Annotated in this window: 17 protein-coding genes and 1 pseudogene; 11 read left to right on the top strand and 7 right to left on the bottom strand. The window is 59.0% G+C overall.

Features of this window, described 5'->3' with window-relative positions; genetic code table 11:
* Positions 1–114 precede the first annotated feature (114 nt).
* From IM317_RS13095 to IM317_RS13080, 4 genes and pseudogenes are all read right to left on the bottom strand, one after another.
* Positions 115–1,023, bottom strand: a complete 909-nt coding sequence (locus IM317_RS13095) for a hypothetical protein (RefSeq protein ID WP_033146570.1) — start codon at positions 1,021–1,023, stop codon at positions 115–117.
* A 184-nt stretch (positions 1,024–1,207) separates the two neighbouring features.
* Positions 1,208–1,481: pseudogene (locus IM317_RS13090) on the bottom strand (transposase); the annotation flags it as partial.
* Positions 1,482–1,575: 94 nt separating this feature from the next.
* Positions 1,576–3,126 carry a hypothetical protein gene (locus IM317_RS23960; protein WP_223998008.1) on the bottom strand — a complete coding sequence of 517 codons (1,551 nt, stop codon included), beginning with the start codon at positions 3,124–3,126 and terminating at the stop codon, positions 1,576–1,578.
* Between the two features lie 568 nt (positions 3,127–3,694).
* Positions 3,695–4,525, bottom strand: a complete 831-nt coding sequence (locus IM317_RS13080; protein WP_033146194.1) for a MurR/RpiR family transcriptional regulator — start codon at positions 4,523–4,525, stop codon at positions 3,695–3,697.
* A gap of 292 nt (positions 4,526–4,817) precedes the next feature.
* On the opposite strand from IM317_RS13080, the gene IM317_RS13075 reads away from it, so the two are divergent.
* The 10 genes from IM317_RS13075 to iolB all read left to right on the top strand — a co-directional run bounded on the left by IM317_RS13075 (position 4,818) and on the right by iolB (position 17,943).
* Positions 4,818–6,323: a CoA-acylating methylmalonate-semialdehyde dehydrogenase gene (locus tag IM317_RS13075; protein WP_033146193.1), complete on the top strand. Its 1,506-nt coding sequence runs from the start codon at positions 4,818–4,820 to the stop codon at positions 6,321–6,323.
* 11 nt (positions 6,324–6,334) lie between these two features.
* Positions 6,335–8,260 carry a 3D-(3,5/4)-trihydroxycyclohexane-1,2-dione acylhydrolase (decyclizing) gene (iolD, locus tag IM317_RS13070; protein ID WP_033146192.1) on the top strand — a complete coding sequence of 642 codons (1,926 nt, stop codon included), beginning with the start codon at positions 6,335–6,337 and terminating at the stop codon, positions 8,258–8,260.
* Between the two features lie 304 nt (positions 8,261–8,564).
* Positions 8,565–9,551: an inositol 2-dehydrogenase gene (gene iolG / locus IM317_RS13065; protein ID WP_033146191.1), complete on the top strand. Its 987-nt coding sequence runs from the start codon at positions 8,565–8,567 to the stop codon at positions 9,549–9,551.
* 31 nt (positions 9,552–9,582) lie between these two features.
* Complete coding sequence (locus IM317_RS13060) at positions 9,583–10,512, top strand: substrate-binding domain-containing protein (protein ID WP_033146190.1); 930 nt, start codon at positions 9,583–9,585, stop codon at positions 10,510–10,512.
* Positions 10,513–10,560: 48 nt separating this feature from the next.
* The gene (locus IM317_RS13055; RefSeq protein ID WP_033146189.1) at positions 10,561–12,108 is read left to right on the top strand and encodes a sugar ABC transporter ATP-binding protein; all 1,548 of its coding nucleotides are present in this window, start codon (positions 10,561–10,563) and stop codon (positions 12,106–12,108) included.
* 11 nt (positions 12,109–12,119) lie between these two features.
* Positions 12,120–13,148, top strand: a complete 1,029-nt coding sequence (locus tag IM317_RS13050) for an ABC transporter permease (RefSeq protein ID WP_028014045.1) — start codon at positions 12,120–12,122, stop codon at positions 13,146–13,148.
* Between the two features lie 8 nt (positions 13,149–13,156).
* Positions 13,157–14,290 carry a Gfo/Idh/MocA family protein gene (locus tag IM317_RS13045; RefSeq protein ID WP_033146188.1) on the top strand — a complete coding sequence of 378 codons (1,134 nt, stop codon included), beginning with the start codon at positions 13,157–13,159 and terminating at the stop codon, positions 14,288–14,290.
* Between the two features lie 12 nt (positions 14,291–14,302).
* Positions 14,303–16,207 carry a 5-dehydro-2-deoxygluconokinase gene (iolC, locus tag IM317_RS13040; protein ID WP_033146187.1) on the top strand — a complete coding sequence of 635 codons (1,905 nt, stop codon included), beginning with the start codon at positions 14,303–14,305 and terminating at the stop codon, positions 16,205–16,207.
* An 11-nt stretch (positions 16,208–16,218) separates the two neighbouring features.
* Positions 16,219–17,109 carry a myo-inosose-2 dehydratase gene (gene iolE, locus IM317_RS13035; RefSeq protein WP_033146186.1) on the top strand — a complete coding sequence of 297 codons (891 nt, stop codon included), beginning with the start codon at positions 16,219–16,221 and terminating at the stop codon, positions 17,107–17,109.
* Between the two features lie 9 nt (positions 17,110–17,118).
* A complete protein-coding gene (gene iolB / locus IM317_RS13030; RefSeq protein WP_033146185.1) occupies positions 17,119–17,943 on the top strand; it encodes a 5-deoxy-glucuronate isomerase in 825 nt (274 codons plus the stop codon).
* Here the strand turns inward: iolB and IM317_RS13025 are convergent.
* Positions 17,909–19,123, bottom strand: a complete 1,215-nt coding sequence (locus tag IM317_RS13025; protein WP_033146184.1) for an MFS transporter — start codon at positions 19,121–19,123, stop codon at positions 17,909–17,911. The genes iolB and IM317_RS13025 overlap by 35 nt on opposite strands.
* A gap of 115 nt (positions 19,124–19,238) precedes the next feature.
* On the opposite strand from IM317_RS13025, the gene IM317_RS13020 reads away from it, so the two are divergent.
* Entirely contained in the window at positions 19,239–19,682 is a 444-nt protein-coding gene (locus IM317_RS13020) for a helix-turn-helix domain-containing protein (RefSeq protein ID WP_023308780.1), read from the top strand.
* A 10-nt stretch (positions 19,683–19,692) separates the two neighbouring features.
* Here IM317_RS13020 and IM317_RS13015 read toward each other — a convergent pair whose 3' ends face one another.
* Both IM317_RS13015 and IM317_RS13010 read right to left on the bottom strand, forming a co-directional pair.
* The gene (locus tag IM317_RS13015) at positions 19,693–20,436 is read right to left on the bottom strand and encodes an alpha/beta fold hydrolase (RefSeq protein WP_033146183.1); all 744 of its coding nucleotides are present in this window, start codon (positions 20,434–20,436) and stop codon (positions 19,693–19,695) included.
* 11 nt (positions 20,437–20,447) lie between these two features.
* Positions 20,448–20,915 (bottom strand): DUF6130 family protein, encoded by a 468-nt coding sequence (locus IM317_RS13010; protein ID WP_033146182.1) that lies wholly within the window; start codon positions 20,913–20,915, stop codon positions 20,448–20,450.
* Positions 20,916–20,962: the final 47 nt, after the last annotated feature.

Genomic DNA, 20,962 nt, shown 5'->3' with positions numbered 1-20,962 from the left:
GGTGACTTTTTAATTGCCTGTCTTGATAAAAGAACACCAATAAATTTTATCTATTGGTGTTCTTTTTAATAATATGAAAGATTTAAATTCCCGTATTAAATTAAGAATACTTTATTATTCATAGTCCCAGCCCCATGAATATAAATATTGTATTGCATGAAGGAGAGCACATAAATGGATACTTTTGGATATTGAGAAATAAACCTTCCCACTTAAAGACTTATCTAAGCCCTCAGGCATGTTTATATAACCTAATGTTCTCAATTGTGTTTTTGTTCTTTTCATTTCAGAGTAAAGTTGTGGGGATTCTCTCAGTTTGAAGTGCTCTTTATTTCCCTGATGGATTAAATCGTCAAGGTAATTAGCACTTATGGAAAGATTGGCTTTTAGATTGTTGTGCAACGTATTGAAGTTAATAATTTCTTTTTGAACGTTGCTCATCAACTCTTTTAGTTTAGATTCATCAAGTCTTGCTTTCATCTCTAGAACCAGATTGCAAAAATAAGTATCATTCACTAAATCCGCCTCTAGATATGCATTTGGTTCTAAATGATACTTTAAATTGATTTCCTCCCTGAAAGAGCAATCTCCAAATATATTTTTAACTGGATTGAGATTATCCTCAATAAAAGATATTTGGTGAAATCTATGTGATATGTTTTCTGCAGTTTGCCAGGCAAGTTGCCCCTGGAATGTACGGAAAACCATTTCTGAACTTTCATGCAGTAAATGTCTTAGATATCTCTCTGCATGTTGATTGGTGTCATATCGGTCGAAATGGTTAACTATTTTTACTAATGTTTCCCCAGCAAGTCTACTTAATTCAAGAAGATCATTTTTATGTTTGTTTTGTGTTTTAATTAGTGCTTTTCTATATGCCAGATGAGATTGAGATAAATGAGAGCGATAATCATTAAAATGATTTCTCTTTGCAAAATCACTTTGCTTTTTTGCATACAGCATACTGAATACCGATACAATTAATGCAGCAAATGATAATATTTCAGTTAATCCAATATTCATTGTATCCATAGCATATCAATTATTTTTCCACGTCCAGTAATTATACTTTGCTGAACATTTATACATCAAGGGAATTGTTCAAAAGACTAGAGTGGTAAAAATCCGCCAGGGATCGTTGTGGGACTGATTGATCTGCCCCTAGTATTAGACACAATCGTCAGTTAGTAGGGGCAGTTTGTTTACCTTAACATTTTCCATTTCGCCACCGTGCTGCAAACTCTGATGGCGTCTGATAATTCAGTATTGAATGTGGACGGCACTCGTTATAATCCCGCTACCAGTCATTAATGATTTCCCATATCGCTGAACCAGCGCTAATTCAGACATTCATCGCGAAATCGTCCGTTAAAGCTCTCAACAAATTCGTTCTGCGTTGGCTTGCCCGGCTGGATTAAGCGCAACTCAACACCACACTCAAAGGCACATTGATCCAGTGCACGGCAAGTGAACTCCTGACCTGCACCCACTACTCCGTATATGCAATTTACACTCAGAGAAGCAAGCAAGATTCCAGACCGTGTACGTCGATAGACACACAAATTCGGGCTGCCTCTAGCTCAGTACTGGTGTTGTGGTGCACTGGATGCTTATACCACCACCGCATGGGGGCTTGAATAATGCGGGAAGGCCGTTCCAGCCCACCAGGATACTACCAAGATTTGCGCCGGCGGCTCCAGCAACAGTATGTCGTGCGGTCGCTCTGACGTCATCGACGGAGTTAGGGTCCTTATCAGCCGGAGCGGGTAAGTGCCATGCTCCATGATCCCACCCAGCCCCTATATTTAGTGTCGCCGTGTTGAGCGTCGGGTGGCGGACACCTGTTGCCCCGTGTGCATTGTCGGGGCCGAACGAATAGAGCAGGCGGCAGTACTCGTTTACACCGCGGAATGGTTTTGGTGCAGCGGTTCCTCCATTTAGGTTTGCTCCATGATGAGGGACTACCACAGCTATAGGGTTTTTAGGTGCTAATGAGGGCTCGATGTGCGTATAGTTGCAGTCGCCAGTTAGAAGCCAGGTTCTACTAGGACTTAGATTTCTGTTCTCCACTACCGCAACAATTCCAGTGTCGTTTCTGCCGTTCCCGGTTCCGAGCGCCAATCGGAGTTCAGTCCTCTTAGAGAGTGCGACCTTATTAATCTTTCCCGGGGGCGGGTTGTAGATGTATAGTTTGCCACCTTGGGCAATGATGTCATTTGCAAAGGCAATGTGCAGTGGTCCGACGGTTTGTAGTGGCGCAATCCATGTGCGCAGAAGTGCGGGGTAGGTTGGCGGAGTACTGACTCCAGTCGCGTACGCTCCAGCCCAATGATCTGCATCCCAGTGTGACAGTATAATTGGCGGGCAGAGTGTAAAGCAGAAAAGCAGGGGAGTCGGCGTTGTGTGCTTGTTACGATATACCCCAGCACCAAGGTCAAAGTATAGCGACGGCAGCGGATGACAAGTGATGGGTGAATTCGCATTGAGTAAAGCGTTTGCGTTTCCCTGTCCAACACCGTAGACAGCGAGCTTGTCTGCGCGAGTTTCGTTGAGAGTAGCTTGAAGACAATCTTCTGATATTTTTGGGAAATGCTGCAACGAAAATATTCCTGCCAGAGCATTGGCGCGAACAGGTGTCGGCATTGTTCCCTGAACAAACGCAGAAATTGGCGTGGCGAACAAGCCTGGATAGATTAGCGCAGGCGTGAACCCTTTACGGTGGGTTGCAGACACCTCGAACTTAAACCATGCGCCCTCTAAAGCCTGCGTACCCTTGTTCGTATTTAGTCCGTCATAGTCAGGCAAGAATGGCAGTTCAAATGGATTTGTTCTGGCATCTAATTCTACTTCAATGCGAAATAGTGGGGCGCTTTCAAAGATGCTCGGAGTTCCGGGTGTTGGGAAGCCTTGGCTCTTCCAAGCCCCAGCTGCTTTTATAGGACTATTGATGTCAAATCGCGGGTCTTGTTTTGCCTGGTCGTTCAGCCACTTGACGTCAATTGCATCAACTGCAATTAGCACAATGTTGGCCGGAGGCCCTGACGTAACGACATGGTCTACCCGCCCAAATACACTTTGTGGCAATTTGACACGGTCGTCAAAGTCCCTTTTGAAATGGCGATTCATGCGCCTCCCTTTTTCAGAATTGTTGAGTCATCGAACAGTGGCTGACATATTATGTTATGTGTGCCGTACGACGTCATTTGATAAATGTAAATGGGCCAAGCTTGTTGCCACGCAATTAGCACAGGGCTGTATCAGGTAAGGTTAGCTTTAATGCACCTCTATTGCGGCAAACGTGAAGTGTACGAACGTCCGGTGACTGTTGCATAGAATGACTTCCAGTAAGCCGACATTCGCAAACGACTGGAATCGCCGCATATCTTCCTTCTGGTGGAACAATCTTAAAAACCGCAATCAGACTGGCCCGGACATTAGGCCTTGAATGCGAGTTCCCGTGGTTGGCGGATGCGTGACACTATGCGTTGACCATAAACCCGATTACACTCCGTTACAATGCTATCCTTGCTGCCATGCATTTCTACAAGGGTATTTTTCATGGTGTTGAGTAGCGTGTGATTACCATAGTGTTGTTTTATAATGTTTTTTTATTGTTATTGGTAATTGTGTGGGAGTAATTCCCCGCTGAATTAACACCAAAACCCTCTGCCTGTGCAGGGGGTTTTTTATTGCCTTACTTCCCCTGTCCCAACCGATACGCCAGCGCCACCACCAGCGACTGCACCAGGCACAGCGTTGCCGACTGTGACCGAAACGCATCCACCTGCGCCTCTTTCACCACAAAGCAGAGTTCGCTGAACGTAGCCAGCGGGCTGATCTGGCTGTCCGTAATCACAATCTGCCGCGCGCCGACGCTGGCGGCGGTTTCGCTGACCATCACCGTCTCTTCCGCGTACGGCGAGAAGCTGATCGACACTACAATATCGCGCGCCTTAATGCGGCTGATCTGCTCGCGCAGCATCCCGCCCATGCCGTCGAGCAGGATAGGGCGGCACTCCAGATGGCTCAGGGCGTAGGTGAGGTAGGCCGCGACGCTGAAGGAGCGGCGCAGTCCGGCGATGTAGATGGTGTCGGCGTCGGCCAATAGCTGCACCGCGCGCTCCAGCATTTCCGGCTCGGCGCGGGCGGCCAGCTGCTGCAGCGCCTGCGCGTTCGAGCGGGCGAACTCCTGCAGAATATCGAGCGGCGTTTCCGGCACGGCCTCGCTCTCCATCTCGCGGAACAGCCGGGCGCGGTCGCTGTAGCTGGCGGTCTCCTCCACCAGGTTCATGCGAAACAGCTGTTTCATTTCGTTGAAGCCGGTGAAGTCAAAGGCGTTGGCAAAGCGGATCAGCGTCGAGGGCGGCACGTCGGCGCGCTCGGCAATGACGGCAACCGTGTCAAAGGCCACGCTGTTGGTGTTATCCAGCACGTAGCGGGAGACCTGCTGCAGCCTCTTGCTCAGGCTATCGTAGCGATCGCGGATTTGCTGCTGCAGTTCGTTCAGGCTGGTTGCTGTCGTCATCTTATCCCCCAAATACAGTCTTATGATTCTAAACGCAAAACCGCGTCTTTTAAATGTCGGCCATCCATCTGGCAGCAAAAATGAAACAGAAACTTCAGTCATTTCCTCGCCCGAAATCCCTTAATAGCGCACGCTGCGTCAGTGTTGTTGGCTGTTAACATAAAAATCCATCCTTGATCACAATAATCATCATTTATTTTATTTCAACTTAAAATGGAATATTTGTTTCATATATAGTGTTCAGTACACAGTGTTCAGTTAACAGTCACGTATCAACAGCGAGAGGTTAAGGATGGAGACGGTAGCGAATTTTATTCACGGCGAATGTGTCACCGGTTCAGGCCAGCGCGTTCAGGCGATCTTCAACCCAGCCACCGGCGAGCAGATCCGCCAGGTGGTGATGAGTACGGCGCAGGAAACGGAGCAGGCGATTGCCGCCGCGCAGCAGGCGTTTCCGGCGTGGGCGCGCCATGCTCCGCTTAAGCGCGCGCGCGTGATGTTCCGCTTCAAGGCGCTGCTGGAAGAGAACATGGAGCGACTGGCCCGCATCATCAGCGAAGAGCACGGCAAGGTCTTCTCCGATGCGGTGGGCGAACTGACCCGCGGCCTGGAAGTAGTAGAATTTGCCTGCGGCATCCCACATCTGCAAAAGGGTGAACACTCGGCGAACGTCGGTACCGGCGTCGACAGCCACTCGCTGATGCAGCCGCTCGGCGTCTGCGCCGGGATCACCCCGTTTAACTTCCCGGCGATGGTGCCGATGTGGATGTTCCCGATCGCGCTGGCGACCGGCAACACCTTCGTGCTGAAGCCGTCGGAAAAAGATCCTTCCCTGGCGCTGGCGCTGGCGCAGCTACTGAAAGAGGCCGGCCTGCCGGACGGCGTGTTCAACGTGGTGCAGGGCGATAAGGAGTCCGTTGACGTGCTCCTGACCGACCCGCGCGTGCAGGCGGTGAGCTTTGTCGGCTCCACGCCAATTGCGGAATACATTTACCAGACCGCGTCCGCCCACGGAAAGCGCTGCCAGGCGCTGGGCGGCGCGAAAAACCACTGCATTCTCATGCCGGATGCCGACATGGAGATGGCGACCAACGCCATCATGGGCGCGGCCTACGGCGCGGCGGGCGAACGCTGCATGGCGCTCTCGGTGGTGCTGGCGGTGGGGGATAAAACTGCCGATGACCTCTGCGCCCGGCTGGAGAAACAGATTGCCGCGCTGCGCGTGGGGCCGGGCCTGGACCAGTCGCCGGAAAACGAAATGGGGCCGCTCATCTCCTCCGCACACCGCAGCAAGGTGCTGGGCTATATCGACAGCGGGGAAGTGCAGGGAGCACAACTGCGCGTGGACGGTCGCGGCTTCAGCGTGAAGGGCCACGAGCAGGGCTACTTCGTCGGGCCGACGCTGTTCGATAACGTCACTCCGGAGATGACCATCTATAAAGAAGAGATTTTTGGCCCGGTGCTTTCTGTGGTGCGCGTAGCAGATTACGCCAGCGCGGTGGATCTGATTAACCGCCATGAATATGGTAATGGTTCGGCGATCTTCACCCGCGACGGCGGTTGCGCGCGCCGCTTCTGCGAAGAGGTGCAGGCGGGCATGGTGGGGGTCAACGTGCCGATCCCGGTGCCGATGGCGTTCCACAGCTTCGGCGGCTGGAAGCGTTCCATCTTTGGCGCGCTCAACGTTCACGGCAGCGACGGCGTGCGCTTCTACACCCGAATGAAAACTATCACCGCGCGCTGGCCGGAAATGCAGCAGGAGACAGGCGCTGCGTTCTCAATGCCGACGCTGGGCTGACAGGAGGTTTTATGCAAACCGAACGTATGACCATGGCCCAGGCGCTGGTCCGGTTCCTTAATCAACAGTACGTCAGCGTGGACGGCAACGAAACGCCCTTCGTGGAGGGCGTGGCGACCATCTTTGGGCACGGCAACGTGCTCGGTATCGGCCAGGCGCTGGAGCAGGACCCGGGCCATCTGCAGGTAATGCAGGGCTGCAACGAGCAGGGTATCGCCCATATGGCGACGGGATTCGCCAAACAGCACCGCCGTCAGCGCATTTTTGCCGTCACCTCCTCCGTCGGGCCGGGCGCCGCCAATATGGTCACAGCGGCGGCCACCGCTACGGCGAACCGCATCCCGCTGCTGCTGCTGCCGGGCGATATCTACGCCAGCCGCCAGCCGGACCCGGTGCTGCAGCAGATCGAGCAGTATCACGATCTCAGCATCAGCACCAACGACTGCTTCCGTCCGGTCTCCCGCTACTGGGACCGCATCAACCGTCCCGAGCAGCTGATGAGCGCCATGCTAAGCGCGATGCGAACGCTTACTGACCCCGCCAATACCGGCGCGGTGACCATTTGCCTGCCGCAGGACGTGCAGGGAGAGGCCTGGGACTACCCGCTGAGCTTCTTCGCGCGTCGCGTGCACCACATTGAGCGCCGTCCGCCCGATCCGCAGCGTCTGGCGCAGGCGCGGGCGCTGATCGCCCGCAAGCGTCGTCCGCTGGTGGTGTGCGGCGGCGGCGTGCGCTATTCCGGCGCGCATGAGGCGTTTCGCGAATTTGTCGAGACGCTGCGGCTGCCGTTTGCCGAAACCCAGGCCGGAAAGGGGGCGCTGGTAAGTGACCACCCACTTAACCTGGGCGGCGTAGGAGTGACGGGGGGAATGTCCGCCAACCAGCTCGCACCGCAGGCGGATTTAGTGATCGGCGTCGGCACGCGCCTGACCGATTTTACCACCGGCTCCAAGGCGCTCTTTTCCCACCCGGACGTCGAATTCCTGCTGCTGAACGTGGCCGAGTTTGACGCCCTGAAGCTGGACGCGACCGCGCTGATTGCCGATGCCCAAACCGGGCTCCAGGCATTGACCCACGCGCTCGGGGATTACCGCAGCGGCTGGGGAGAGGCGATAGCCGAGGCGAAGTCCGCCTGGCGCGACGAGTGCCGCCGCCTGTGGGATCGCCAGTGGCGTCCTGACGACGCGCCCGAAGTGGCGGGGCACCTGGATGCGCAGCTGGCGGAATACGGCGAGACGCTCAACACCCGCCTGACCCAGACGCGGGTGCTGGGGCTGATCAACCAGCATGTTGAAGATAACGCCGTTGTGGTGGGCGCGGCCGGTTCGCTGCCGGGGGATTTACAGCGCCTCTGGCAGGTCAAAACGCCGGACAGCTATCACCTGGAGTACGGCTACTCCTGCATGGGCTACGAGATTGCGGCGGCCATCGGCGCGAAGCTCGCCAGACCCGAGCAGCCGGTGTACGCCATGGTGGGGGATGGCTCCTACATGATGCTGCACTCCGAGCTGCAAACCGCCGTTCAGGAGGGCATTAAGGTCACCGTTCTGCTGTTTGATAACGCCAGCTTCGGCTGCATTAACAACCTGCAGATGGGGCACGGCATGGGCAGCTTTGGCACGGAAAACCGTCGGCGCAACCCGGAAACCGGGCGGCTTGACGGGCCGCTGGTGAAGGTCGACTTTGCGCAAAACGCGGGAAGCTACGGCTGCCGCGCGTGGCGGGTGAACGATGAGCAAAGCCTGCTGGCGGCGCTGGAGGCGTCGCGGGCGCATCCCGGCCCGACGCTGCTGGACATCAAGGTGCTGCCGAAGACCATGACCCACGATTACGCCTCGTGGTGGCGAACCGGTGACGCGCAGGTGGCTGAATCTTCTGCCGTGCGTGAGGCCGCTGAGCAAACGCAGGCGCAGGTGAAAAAAGCCCGTCAGTATTAAGTTTTCCTGCCGTAACGAAATTTTCATTTCATTTTTGTTTTCCCCTCACCCTAACCCTCTCCCACAGGGAGAGGGGACGGATCGGTGCGGTTTTTTACTCCCTCTCCCTGAGGGAGAGGGCCGGGGTGAGGGGAGTTGCCGCACGTCCACTCATGTTGTGAGATTGATAACAAAATTTATCTCATTCATCTCAAAAGTGTTAACCCGCACTCAAAAACATAATTTTCACTATTTATAAAAATGAAATAAATGTTTTATTTATAGAGTCGTTAGTTCACAGCATTCACCAACACCGGGAGCCGTTATGTTTAACATTGCTTTACTGGGCGCTGGCCGAATCGGCCAGGTACATGCAGCTAACATCGCCAGCCACGGCGCGACCACGCTCTGGTCCGTGGTTGACCCGAATCAGGAATTTGCCACCCGTCTCGCCGCGCAGTATCAGGCCCGCCAGCAGAGCCTGAACGAGGCGATGACCGACCCTAACGTTCACGCCGTGCTGATCGCCTCCGCCACCGATACCCACGCGGATCTGATTGAAATGGCCGCCCGCCACGGCAAGGCCATCTTCTGCGAAAAGCCGGTACACCTTGACCTCGCCCGCGTGCGCGACTGCCTGAAGGTGGTCAAAGAGTACGACGTGCCGCTGTTCATTGGCTTTAACCGCCGCTTTGACCCACAGTTTCGCCGCGTGAAAACCGACGCGCAGGCCGGGCGCATCGGCAAACCGGAATCGCTGCTCATCATCTCCCGCGATCCTTCTCCGCCGCCTGCTGAGTACGTGCGCGTCTCCGGCGGCATGTTCCGCGATATGACCATTCACGACTTTGACATAGCGCGCTTCATCATGGGCGAAGAGCCGGTGTCGGTGTATGCCCAGGGCAGCAACCTGGTGGATCCGGCGATTGGCGAGGCAGGAGATATCGATACCGCGTTTATCGTTCTGAAATATGCCTCCGGCGCGATGGCGACCATCGTCAACAGCCGCCGTTCATCTTACGGCTACGACCAGCGCCTGGAGCTGCACGGCTCCGAAGGGCTGCTGTGCGCGGGCAACATTCTGGAAAACCAGGTGCAGCACTACGGCAAACAGGGCTGCACCAGCGCGCTGCCGGAACACTTCTTCCTGCAGCGCTACAAATCCGCTTACGCCGCGGAATGGGAACACTTTGTTGCGGTCCTGCGCGGCGAAGCGGTGCCTGACTGCAGCGGCGATGATGGTGAACGTGCGCTGTACCTTGCGGATAAAGCGCTGGAGTCATTGCGCAGCCAGCGCGAGATCGTCCTCTAAACACAACAACCCTACACAGAGAGACATAATAATGAAAAAACTGATCGTAGCCGCCCTCATCGCCATGACGTCCGGGGCCGCCCTCGCCGAAAACGAGCAAATCGTTTTCAGTACGCCAAACCTGGCCATGCCGTTTGAAGTTCACATGCAGCGCACGGCGGTGAAAGCCGCAAAAGAGATGGGCGTGAAGCTTCAGGTGCTGGACGGGCAGGGCAGCTCGCCGAAGCAGGTGGCTGACCTGGAAAACGCCATCACCCGCGGGGCGCAGGGCTTTATCGTCTCCCCGAACGACGTCAACGCGGTCTCCAGCGCTGTGGATGAAATTCAGGATGCAAAGCTGCCGATCGTCACTCTTGACCGCTCCGTCGACAGCCAGAAGAAAGTGCCGCACTTTGGCGCCAACAACTACAAGGGCGGCCAGGCGGTTGGCGACTTCGTTAAAACCAAATTCCCCGACGGCGCGGACATCATTCTCCTCACCGGTCAGCCGGGCTCCTCTTCCAACATTGAACGCACCAAAGGGATCCGCGACAGCCTGAAGGCGGGCGGGGATAAGTACAAGATCGTCGCCGATCAGACCGGCAACTGGATGCGTTCTGAAGGAATGCGCATCGTTGAGAGCGTTCTGCCTTCGCTGCCGAAGCGCCCGCAGGTGATCCTCTCTGCCAACGACGATATGGCGCTGGGCGCGATTGAAGCGCTGCAGAGCCAGGGCGTGAAGCCGGGCGAAATCCTCGTGACCGGGTTTGATGCGGTGCCGGAAGCGCTGGCCCGCGTGCGCGACGGCTGGCTGGCGGTAACGGCGGATCAGCGCCCGGGCTTTGCGGTGCAGACGGCGATGAGCCAGCTGGTGGCCAACGTGCGCGAGAAGAAAGCCATCACCGGGGCCGACTACCCGCCGACGCTGATCACCAAAGAGAACCTGCAGCAGGCTGAGCGTATCGGTGAGGCCGGTAACTAATATGTCCCGAGCCGCCTCTGGCGGCTCATCATGAGGAGGAGCAGACTGATGTCGCAACCCTTACTGAAAGTGACCGACCTGGCAAAAAGCTTTTCCGGCGTCTGGGCGCTGAGCAGCGCTCAGCTGACCGTTGGCAGCGGCGAAATTCACGCCCTGCTGGGGGAAAACGGGGCGGGAAAATCCACGCTGCTGAAGGCGCTCGCGGGCGCGCAGCCGCAAACGCGCGGGGATATCTGGTTCAACGGCGAAACGCTGCCGGTGGACGACTCCCCGGTGGCGCGCCAGAACAAGGGCATTATCACCATCTATCAGGAATTCAACCTGCTGCCCAACATGACCGTCGCGGAAAACATGTTTCTCGGTCGCGAGCCGCGCAGGCGTAACCTGATCGTCGACGAAAGGGCGGTCAACCAGGAGGCGCAGGTCATTCTCGATTACCTCCAGCTGAACGTTGCGCCGACCACGCCTGTCGCCCGCCTGAGCGTCGCCCAGCAGCAGATGGTGGAGATCGCCCGGGCGCTGACCCTCAACGCCCGGTTAATCATTATGGACGAACCTTCCGCCGCGCTGAGCGACAGCGAGGTGGAAAGCCTGCACCGCGTGGTGCGGGAGCTTAAAAACCGCGGCGTGAGCATTATTTACGTTACCCACCGTCTGCACGAAGTTTTCCAGCTATGCGATCGCTTCACCGTTTTCCAGGACGGCCGCTTTACCGGCACCGGCGCGGTGGCGGAGACCAACGTCGAACAGCTGATCCGCCTGATGGTCGGGCGCGACGTGGCCTTTAACCGCCGTCCGGCCAGCGAAACGCATCATGAAGACAAACCCGTCCGCCTGGCGGTGAAGGGGCTGAGCCGCGAAAAGCCGCCGCTGGATCCGCACGGCATCGCCCTGCACGACATCAGCTTCCACGTCCATGCCGGGGAAGTTCTGGGCATTGCCGGGCTGGTGGGCGCGGGACGTACCGAAGTGGCCCGCTGTCTGTTTGGCGCAGACGCCTTTACCTCCGGGAGCTTTGAGCTGGACGGCGTGCCGTACCAGCCGCGCGACCCGCTGTATGCCCTCGACCAGGGCGTGGCGCTGGTGCCGGAAGACCGCAAAAAAGAGGGGGCGGTGCTGGGGCTGTCGATTCGCGACAACCTGTCGCTCTCCAGCCTCTCCTCGCTGCTGCAGTGGCGCTGGTTCGTGAACACCCGCAAAGAGGACGATCTGATTGAGTCCTACCGCAAGGCGCTGCAGATCAAAATGGTCAACAGCGCGCAGGAGGTGCGCAAGCTCTCCGGCGGCAACCAGCAAAAAGTGATCCTCGCGCGCTGCATGGCGCTCAACCCGCGGGTGCTGATCGTCGATGAGCCGACGCGCGGCATCGACGTGGGGACCAAATCGGAAGTGCACCAGGTGCTGTTTGACATGGCGAAAAAGGGCGTGGCGGTGATCGTAATCTCCTCCGATCTGCCTGAAGTGATGGCGGTGTCCGACCGGATCATCACCCTCAGCGAAGGCCGGGTGACCGGCGAGATCCACGGCGACGATGCCAACGAAGAACGGCTGATGACGATGATGGCCATCAACCACAACGCCCTGAACGCGGCATAACGGAGTTTCTCATGACGCAGATGATTTCTAAAACGCAGGCCCCGGTCAAACGCGCCGGACGCATCGATCCCATCGCCTTCTTCGAGCGCTTCGGGGTGCTGATTTTCATGATCCTGCTGCTGATCTTCTTCCAGTCGCAGAACAGCAACTTTTTCTCTGAACGCAATATTTTCAACATCCTGACCGAAGTGTCCATCTACGGGATCATGGCCGTGGGGATGACCTTCGTCATTCTGACCGCCGGGATCGACCTCTCCGTGGGCTCCATTCTCGCGGTGTGCGCCATGACCGCGGCGTACGTCATTAAGGGCGACAACTTCACCACCGTCGACCCGAACGCCTGGGGCGGCATGAGCTGGCTGATTGGGCTGGGGATTTGTCTGGCGATGGGCACGGCGATTGGCTTCCTGCACGGCCTGGGCGTCACCCGCCTGCGCCTGCCGCCGTTCATCGTCACCCTCGGCGGGATGACCATCTGGCGCGGCCTGACGCTGGTGATTAACGACGGTGCGCCGATCGCCGGTTTCGACCCTGGCTACCGCTGGTGGGGACGCGGGGAGCTGCTCGGCATCTCTATTCCTATCTGGATCTTCGCCATCGTCGCCGTCGGCGGCTATCTGGCGCTGCATAAAACCCGCTGGGGCCGCTTTGTCTACGCCATCGGCGGCAACCCGGAGGCGGCGCGACTGGCGGGGGTGAACGTCAAACGCGTGCTGGTCAGCGTCTACGTGCTGATTGGCTGTCTGGCGGGGCTGGCGGGCTTCATCCTGAGCGCACGTCTGGGAAGCGCCGAGGCGGTGGCCGGGATCTCCTTTGAGCTGCGCGTCATCGCCTCGGTGGTGATCGGCGGCACCTCGCTGATGGGCGGCTACGGGCGCATCGGCGGCACCATTATCGGCTCCATCATTATGGGCATTCTGATTAACGGCCTGGTGCTGATGAACGTCTCGGCCTACTACCAGCAGATTATCACCGGATTAATTATCGTTCTGGCGGTGGCATTCGATACCTATGCCAAAAGCCGTCGCGGCGCACTGTGAGGATCACGATGAAAGAGGTTCGTATTGGATTAATTGGCACCGGGTATATCGGCAAGGCGCACGCTATCGCCTATGCCCAGGCCCCGACGGTATTCAACCTGCGCGGCAGGCTGGTGCGCGAGATGGTGGCGGAAGTCACGCCGGAGCTGGCGGCAGCGCGCGCGCAGGCGTTTGGCTTCAACCGCTCCACCGGGGACTGGCGGGCGCTGGTGGCCGACCCGGCCATTGACGTGGTGGATATTTGTTCACCCAACCACCTGCATAAGGAGATGGCGCTGGAGGCGATCCGCCACGGCAAGCACGTCTACTCGGAGAAGCCGCTGGCGCTTAACGCCCACGACGCGCGCGAGATGGTCGACGCCGCGAAGCGGGCCGGGGTGAAAACGCTGGTGGGGTTCAACTACATGAAGAACCCGACGGCGCAGCTGGCGAAGGAGATTATCGCGCGCGGCGAGATTGGCGAGGTGATCCACTTCTACGGCACCCACAACGAAGACTATATGGCCGACCCGCTCTCGCCCATTCACTGGCACTGCTTTAAAGAGACCGCCGGGCTGGGGGCGCTGGGCGACCTCGCGGCGCATATCGTCAACATGGCGCAGTACCTGGTCGGGGAGATCGAGCAGGTCTGCGGCGACCTGAAGATCGTGGTCCCGGCGCGCCCGGCGAAGGCCGGATCGTCGGAGATGATTGCCGTCGAAAACGAGGATCAGGCCCACGCGATGGTGCGTTTTGCGGGCGGGGCGCAGGGCGTGATTGAAACCTCCCGCGTTGCCTGCGGCCGTAAGATGGGGCTGTCTTACGTCATCACCGGAACGAAAGGCGCCATCAGCTTCACCCAGGAGCGCATGGCCGAGCTGAAGCTCTATCTGCATGACGATCCGGTGAACCGCCAGGGGTTCCGCACGCTGCTCGTCGGCCCCGCTCACCCGGACTACGCCGCGTTCTGCATGGGCGCGGGACACGGGATTGGCTTTAACGATCAAAAAACGGTGGAGGTGCGCGACCTGGTGGACGGGATAGCCGCCGACGCGCCGATGTGGCCGGACTTCGAAGAGGGCTGGAAGGTGTCGCGCGTGCTGGACGCGATTGCGCTCTCGCACCGGGAAGGCCGCTGGCTGAACGTGAACGACATTGTCTGATGAGGTATCAACGTGGAAAAGCAGTTTGATGTGATATGCATGGGCCGCGTGGCGGTAGACCTCTACAGTCAGCAGATTGGTGCCCGTCTGGAGGACGCGTCCAGCTTCGCCAAATACCTCGGCGGGTCGTCGGGCAACGTGGCGTACGGCACCGCGCGTCAGGGTTTACGTTCGTCGATGCTGGCGCGCGTCGGCGATGAACATATGGGCCGCTTCCTGCGGGAAGAGCTCAACCAGGTGGGCTGCGATACCAGCCATCTGATTACCGATAAACAACGCCTTACGGCGCTGGTGCTCCTCGGCATTAAAGACCGGGACACCTTTCCACTGATTTTTTATCGCGATAACTGCGCGGATATGGCGATTACCGCCAGCGATGTGGACGAAAGCTACATTGCCTCCGCACGTTGTCTTGCCATCACCGGGACTCACCTTTCTCATCCGCAGACCCGCGAGGCGGTGCTGACGGCGCTGGGCTATGCCCGCCGTCACGGCGTGCGCACGGTGCTGGACATCGACTATCGTCCGGTGCTGTGGGGGCTAACCTCCTTAGGCGACGGCGAAACGCGTTTTATCGCCGCCGAGAAGGTCACCCGCGAGCTGCAGGAGGTGCTGCACCTCTTCGACGTCATTGTCGGCACCGAAGAGGAGTTTCACATTGCGGGCGGCAGCACGGATACCCTGCAGGCGCTGGGACAGGTGCGTGCCGTCAGTGACGCAGCGCTGGTCTGCAAGCGCGGCGCGCTCGGCTGCTCGGTCTATACCGACGCCATTCCGCCCCGGCTGGACGACGGCCTGACGGTGACCGGCGTGCGCGTGGAGGTGCTGAACGTCCTCGGGGCGGGGGACGCGTTTATGTCCGGCCTGCTGCGCGGCTACCTGAACGACGAGGGCTGGGAGCAGGCGTGCCGCTACGCTAACGCCTGCGGCGCGCTGGTGGTTTCGCGCCACGGCTGCGCCCCGGCGATGCCGAGCAAAATCGAGCTGGATGACTATCTTTCCCGCGCCGCGAACGTGCCTCGCCCGGATCTCGACCCGCGTCTTAACCATCTCCACCGGGTGACCACCCGCCGCCGCGAATGGCCGGAGCTGTGCGTGATGGCCTTCGACCACCGCAGCCAGCTTGAGGATATGGCGATGCAGTGCGGCGCGTCGCTTAAGCGCATTCCGGCGCTGAAGCAGCTGATCCTGCAGGCCAGCCGCGAGGCGGCGAGCCGCGCCGGGCTGGAAGGCAAAGCCGGTCTTCTGTGCGACGGCACCTTTGGTCAGGACGCGCTGAACGCGATCACCGGGGAAGGGTGGTGGATTGGTCGTCCCATCGAGCTGCCGGGTTCCCGGCCGCTGGAGATGGAGCACGGCAACATCGGCACCCAGCTTATCAGCTGGCCGCAGGAGCACGTGGTGAAGTGCCTGGTCTTTTTCCACCCGGAAGATGCCCACGGCCTGCGCCTGGAGCAGGAGCAGAAAATCGCCGAGGTGTACCACGCCTGCTGCCGTTCCGGGCACGAGCTGCTGCTTGAGGTGATCCTGCCTGCGACCATGCCGCGCAGCGACGAGCTCTACCTGCGCGCCATCTCCCGCTTCTACAACCTCGGCATTTACCCGGACTGGTGGAAGCTGCCGCCGCTCTCCGCCGACGGCTGGACGGCGCTGAGCGAGATTATCGAACGCCGGGACCCGCACTGCCGCGGGGTGGTGATCCTCGGCCTGGACGCTCCGGCGGAACAGCTGCGCGCCGACTTCAAAGCCGCAGCGGGGCAGACGGTAGTGAAAGGCTTCGCCGTGGGGCGCACGCTGTTTGGCGATGCCTCCCGCGCGTGGCTGAAGCACGATATTGACGATGCGCAGCTGGTGGCGCGCATCCGGGACAACTACCTGCAGCTTATCGCCTGGTGGCGCGAGCGCGGACACGCATAATGGAGACGACAATGAGTGTGCAATTAGGCATTAACCCGCTGACGTGGACGAACGACGATCTGCCTTCTCTCGGCGCGGAAACCTCGCTGGAAACCTGTCTGAGCGAAGGGAAAGAGGCCGGTTTTGCCGGCTTCGAGCTGGGCAATAAATTCCCGCGCGAAGCGCGCCTGCTTGGCCCCATCCTGCAGCGTCACGACCTGCAGCTGGTCTCAGGCTGGTACTCCGGCCGCCTGCTGGAGCGCAGCGTGGAGGAGGAGATCGCCGCCGTGCAGCCGCACCTGATGCTGCTGCGCGAGCTGGGGGCGAAGGTGCTGGTGTTTGCGGAAGTGAGCGGCTGCATTCACGGCGAGCAGCAGACCCCGGTGCATCTGCGCCCGCGCTTCCCGCAGGAACGCTGGAAGGAGTACGGCGAGAAGCTCACCGAATTTGCCCGCTATACGCAGCAGCAGGGCGTGCAGATTGCCTACCATCACCATATGGGCACGGTGATTGAGTCTGCCGAGGACGTGGACAACCTGATGACTCACACCGGGGAAGCGGTCGGACTGCTGCTGGATACCGGCCATCTGACCTTTGCCGGGGCCGATCCGCTGGCGGTGGCGCAGCGCTGGGTGTCGCGCATCAACCACGTTCACTGCAAAGACGTGCGCGCCGACGTGCTGGCGGACGTCAAAAACCGCAAAACCAGCTTCCTCGATGCGGTGCTGAGCGGCGTGTTTACCGTGCCGGGCGACGGCTGCGTCGATTACCCACCGATTATGCGGCTGCTGAAGGCGCAGGATTATCACGGCTGGCTGGTGGTCGAGGCCGAGCAGGATCCGGCGATTGCCCATCCGCTGACCTACGCCCGTCTGGGGTATAACAACCTGAGCCGCCTGGCGCGCGACGCCGGACTGATTTGAGGAGGGAACATGTCACGTCTGTTATCACGCTGGCAACAGCCGAACGCGGAGGGGCGCACCCAGTGTGTTACACCGGAAAGCGCGGGGTGGGGCTACGTCGGCTTTGAGGCGTATGAGCTACAGGAGGGGCAGACGCTGACGCTGTCCGGCGTCAGCGAAGAGCGCTGCCTGGTGCTGGTCGCCGGACGCGCCTCCATCCGCACCCCTTCCGCGCAGTTTAACGATATCGGCGAGCGGATGAGCCCCTTCGAGCGCATTAAACCGTGGGCGGTGTACGTCGCCTCGCAGGAGTCGGTGCAGGTGAAGGCGCTGACGACGCTGGAGCTGGCGGTCTGCGCCGCGCCGGGCAAAGGCACGTATCCGACGCGGCTGATTGCCCCGCAGGATATCGACGGTGAAGCGCGCGGCAAAGGTCATAACCAGCGCTACGTGCATAATATTTTGCCGGAAGACAGGCCCGCCGACAGCCTGCTGGTGGTGGAGGTGTGGACCAATGAAGGCTGCACCAGCTCGTACCCGAGCCACAAGCACGACACGGATAACCCGCCGCAGGAGACCTATCTGGAGGAGACCTACTACCATCGCCTCAACCCGGAGCAGGGGTTCTGCATGCAGCGCGTCTACACCGATGACAGAACGCTGGATGAGTGTATGGCGGTCTATAACCGTGACGTGGTGATGGTGCCGAAGGGCTACCACCCGGTCGCGACGATGGCCGGGTATGACAGCTACTACCTCAACGTGATGGCCGGCCCGGTGCGCAAATGGATGTTCACCTGGGAAGAGGACCACGCGTGGATTAATCGGGATTATCCCGCGGACAGAGGTGGCTAGCGCGGGTTAGCCACCAGAACACCAGCGCCAGCAGGCTGACCGAGGCGCCAAGCAGGCAGACGCCCGGCCAGCCGGCACAGGCATACGTCATCGTTGTGCCGAGCGCGCCGAGCCCGCTGCCGACGGCATAAAACAGCATGTAAAGCCCGACCAGCCGGCTGTGCGCCTCGGGACGGGTGCGGAAAATCATGCTCTGATTAGTGACGTGCAGCGCCTGACCGCCCAAATCGAGCAGTATGATGCCGATAAGCAAGATCCCGAGTGAACGGTCCATCAGCGACAAGGGCCACCAGGCTAACAGTAAGATACTCAGCGCCGCCGCGCTGGTGCGTTGGGCATATCCCCGATCGGCCCAGCGTCCTGCCCGGCCAGCCACCAGCGCGCCCACCGCGCCAGCCAGTCCAAACGCGCCAATCGCTGTATGCGAAAAGTTAAACGGCGGTGCGCTCAGCGGCAGCACCAGCGCGCTCCAGAAAATGTTGAACGATGCAAACATCAGCAGCGCCAGCACGCCGCGTATCTGCAGCACTTTTTCCTGCCGCAGCAGCGTGAGCATTGAGCCAATCAGGCGCGGGTAGCTCATCGTGGCAGTGACGGCTGGCAGGGCGGGGAGTCGCCACCACAGAGGTAACGCAATCATGAGCATCAGCGCGGCAGCGCAAAGATAAACCCCGCGCCAGCCCGCGATATCGCTGATGCCACCGGCAAAGACGCGAGCGAGCAGCAAACCTGTGAACACGCCGCCCTGTGCCGCACCGACAACGCGTCCTTGTTCATGGGGCGACGCGGCGCTGGCGGCGTAGGCGATCAGCCCCTGCGTCATGGCCGTGCCCAACATACCGGTCGCAAGCATACCGATAAGCAGCGCTGAAGAGGACTGTGCCATGCTGACGGAAACCAGCGCCACCACCAGAGCAATCAGCTGTACTGCCATGAGTCGTCGACGATCCACTTTGTCACCCAGAGGAACGAGGAGCAAAAGAGCCAGCGCGCAGCCAATTTGTGTCGCGGTCACCACGCCCCCCACGGCCGCATGGCTGATGCCGAAATCGTTCGCCAGCGCGTCAAGCAAAGGCTGGGCGTAATAGACGTTTGCCACGCTTAGGCCGCTGGCGGTGGCGAACAGCCAGACCATGCTGCGCGGCATGTCGGCTGAAGGAAGGGCTGACGTCAGTGACATATTCAAAATCCTCGTCTGTGATAACCTGGTTTTAAAATGAAACTGGTTGAATGCTAGGCTAAGCAGTTTTAAAATGCAACTAGTTATAGGGTGGCCTTTGCGAGGAAAACAGGTGATGTCCCGAAATACGGTAAAAGAGGAATATTGTCCCGTTGCCCGCAGCGTTGACCTGCTCGGGGATCGCTGGTCGCTTCTTATTGTGCGTAATGCGTTTGACGGCATGACGCGCTTCGGGGATTTTCAGCGCAGCCTTGGGGTGGCGCGCAACATCCTTTCTGACCGGCTTCGCAAGCTGGTTGAGGCAGAAATCCTGACGTTACAGGGAGCATCGGACGGCACGGCTTATCAGGAATATGTTCTGACCGACAAAGGCGAACGTCTTTTCCCGGTGATCGTGGCGCTGCGTCAGTGGGGAGAGCAAAATCTGTTTGCGCAGGGCGAGCGTCACTCGCTGCTGGTCGACAGGCGGACGGGCAGGCCGGTTCCCTTTATGGCGCCAGCAGCGCATGACGGCACTGCGCTGCTGCCGGTGGATACGGAAGTGCAGAAGATCGAATGAGTCACTCCGGTTAATTACCGCTTATCGCCTGCTCAATCGTCCGGGCGACGATCTGCGGCTGGCTCACCATCGACACGTGGCTTGCCGCCACCTCGGCGGTTTTTGCATGGATCGTCTTCGCCATCGCCCGTTCAAGATCGGGGTTGATCATTCGGTCATTCTTGCTGACCACATACCAGCTCGGTTTATCATGCCACGCCGCGTGGGCGACCTTTTCACCAAACGCCTCGGCCTTAATTGGCCCCTGCGTGGCTGCAATCGTGTTTTGAATGTCTGGCTTCACGTCAGGCGCGAAGTCATTTCTGACGGCTTCTGTCGGCAGGTATAAATAGCCGTCCGCCGTTTTAGCAATGCCCGCGCTGCCCGGCGGGGCAGGATAGCTTCCTGCCAGATCCGCCGTCGACTGGCCGGAATCCGGCGCGAACGCCGCCACGTACACCAGCGATTTTACCCGCGCATCGTTGCCCGCCTCGCTAATCACGGTGCCGCCCCAGGAGTGGCCCACCAGCACCACGTCACCCTCGGCGCGGGCGATGGCCCGCCGCGTGGCCGCAACGTCATCCTTAAGCGACGTGAGCGGGAGCTGGACGGCAATAACCTCGGCGTGCTGCTTCTGCAACAGGGTAATCACCTTATTCCAGCTGCTGCCGTCGGCAAACGCGCCATGCACCAGCACGACGCTGGTTTTACTCTGCGCAAAGGCGCTGGCGGAAACCGCCAGCAGGCCTGCCGCCACTACAGACAGTGCTTTCATCTTCAGACTCCTTAAAAGTGGTGGACCGTCGCGTGGGGCGGGACGGTGAATTCAACGGTTTTGTGGTCGAGCGGCTTGTGCGTCGGGTCGGCCAGAATAATCGTCACCTTGTGTTTACCGGCGGGTAGCCCCACGAGGATCACCGGCTCTCCGCTGGCGTCAGCCCAGTGCCACGGCGCGTCATCCACCACCACGTGAATGTGACCGATGCGCGGGGTGACCTTGAGCGCCTCCGGGCCGAATACCGGCTCGATGCGCAGGTTTTCGGCACGGTACTGGATAAACACCGCGCCTTTGCTCAGCGGCCCGGCAAGCGGCGGATCGACTATCAGCTTTGCGGGCGGCTGCGGCTGCGCCAGCGGCGCAACGGCGGCGGGGCCGTTAACGTCCGCGGCGCTCAGGTTATCCAGCGGCATGGTCCGGGCATGGGCTACAGAGGCCAGGACTAGCAGGGGGAAAAGTGCATAGCGACGAATCATGGGTTCTCTCCTTATCGGTTGTGAATGACGACAGGGAAAGAAAACCA

The organism is Enterobacter cloacae complex sp. S3 (genome assembly GCF_014930495.1).
Classification (GTDB): Bacteria; Pseudomonadota; Gammaproteobacteria; order Enterobacterales; family Enterobacteriaceae; genus Enterobacter; species Enterobacter asburiae_B.
Note: the sequence above shows the minus strand (reverse complement) of the source record. Positions and strands in the feature narration are given on the sequence as shown.

Excerpts from the sequence above, each read along its gene's own strand:
- IM317_RS13055 (WP_033146189.1), top strand. The coding sequence starts at position 10,561 with ATGTCGCAACCCTTACTGAAAGTGACCGACCTGGCAAAAAGCTTTTCC.
- IM317_RS13050 (WP_028014045.1), top strand. The coding sequence starts at position 12,120 with ATGACGCAGATGATTTCTAAAACGCAGGCCCCGGTCAAACGCGCCGGA.
- IM317_RS13045 (WP_033146188.1), top strand. The coding sequence starts at position 13,157 with ATGAAAGAGGTTCGTATTGGATTAATTGGCACCGGGTATATCGGCAAG.
- iolB (WP_033146185.1), top strand. The coding sequence starts at position 17,119 with ATGTCACGTCTGTTATCACGCTGGCAACAGCCGAACGCGGAGGGGCGC.
- IM317_RS13020 (WP_023308780.1), top strand. The coding sequence starts at position 19,239 with ATGTCCCGAAATACGGTAAAAGAGGAATATTGTCCCGTTGCCCGCAGC.
- iolG (WP_033146191.1), top strand. The coding sequence starts at position 8,565 with ATGTTTAACATTGCTTTACTGGGCGCTGGCCGAATCGGCCAGGTACAT.
- IM317_RS13015 (WP_033146183.1), bottom strand. The coding sequence starts at position 20,436 with ATGAAAGCACTGTCTGTAGTGGCGGCAGGCCTGCTGGCGGTTTCCGCC.
- iolD (WP_033146192.1), top strand. The coding sequence starts at position 6,335 with ATGCAAACCGAACGTATGACCATGGCCCAGGCGCTGGTCCGGTTCCTT.
- IM317_RS13075 (WP_033146193.1), top strand. The coding sequence starts at position 4,818 with ATGGAGACGGTAGCGAATTTTATTCACGGCGAATGTGTCACCGGTTCA.
- IM317_RS23960 (WP_223998008.1), bottom strand. The coding sequence starts at position 3,126 with ATGAATCGCCATTTCAAAAGGGACTTTGACGACCGTGTCAAATTGCCA.
- IM317_RS13080 (WP_033146194.1), bottom strand. The coding sequence starts at position 4,525 with ATGACGACAGCAACCAGCCTGAACGAACTGCAGCAGCAAATCCGCGAT.
- IM317_RS13060 (WP_033146190.1), top strand. The coding sequence starts at position 9,583 with ATGAAAAAACTGATCGTAGCCGCCCTCATCGCCATGACGTCCGGGGCC.
- IM317_RS13025 (WP_033146184.1), bottom strand. The coding sequence starts at position 19,123 with ATGTCACTGACGTCAGCCCTTCCTTCAGCCGACATGCCGCGCAGCATG.
- iolE (WP_033146186.1), top strand. The coding sequence starts at position 16,219 with ATGAGTGTGCAATTAGGCATTAACCCGCTGACGTGGACGAACGACGAT.
- IM317_RS13095 (WP_033146570.1), bottom strand. The coding sequence starts at position 1,023 with ATGAATATTGGATTAACTGAAATATTATCATTTGCTGCATTAATTGTA.
- IM317_RS13010 (WP_033146182.1), bottom strand. The coding sequence starts at position 20,915 with ATGATTCGTCGCTATGCACTTTTCCCCCTGCTAGTCCTGGCCTCTGTA.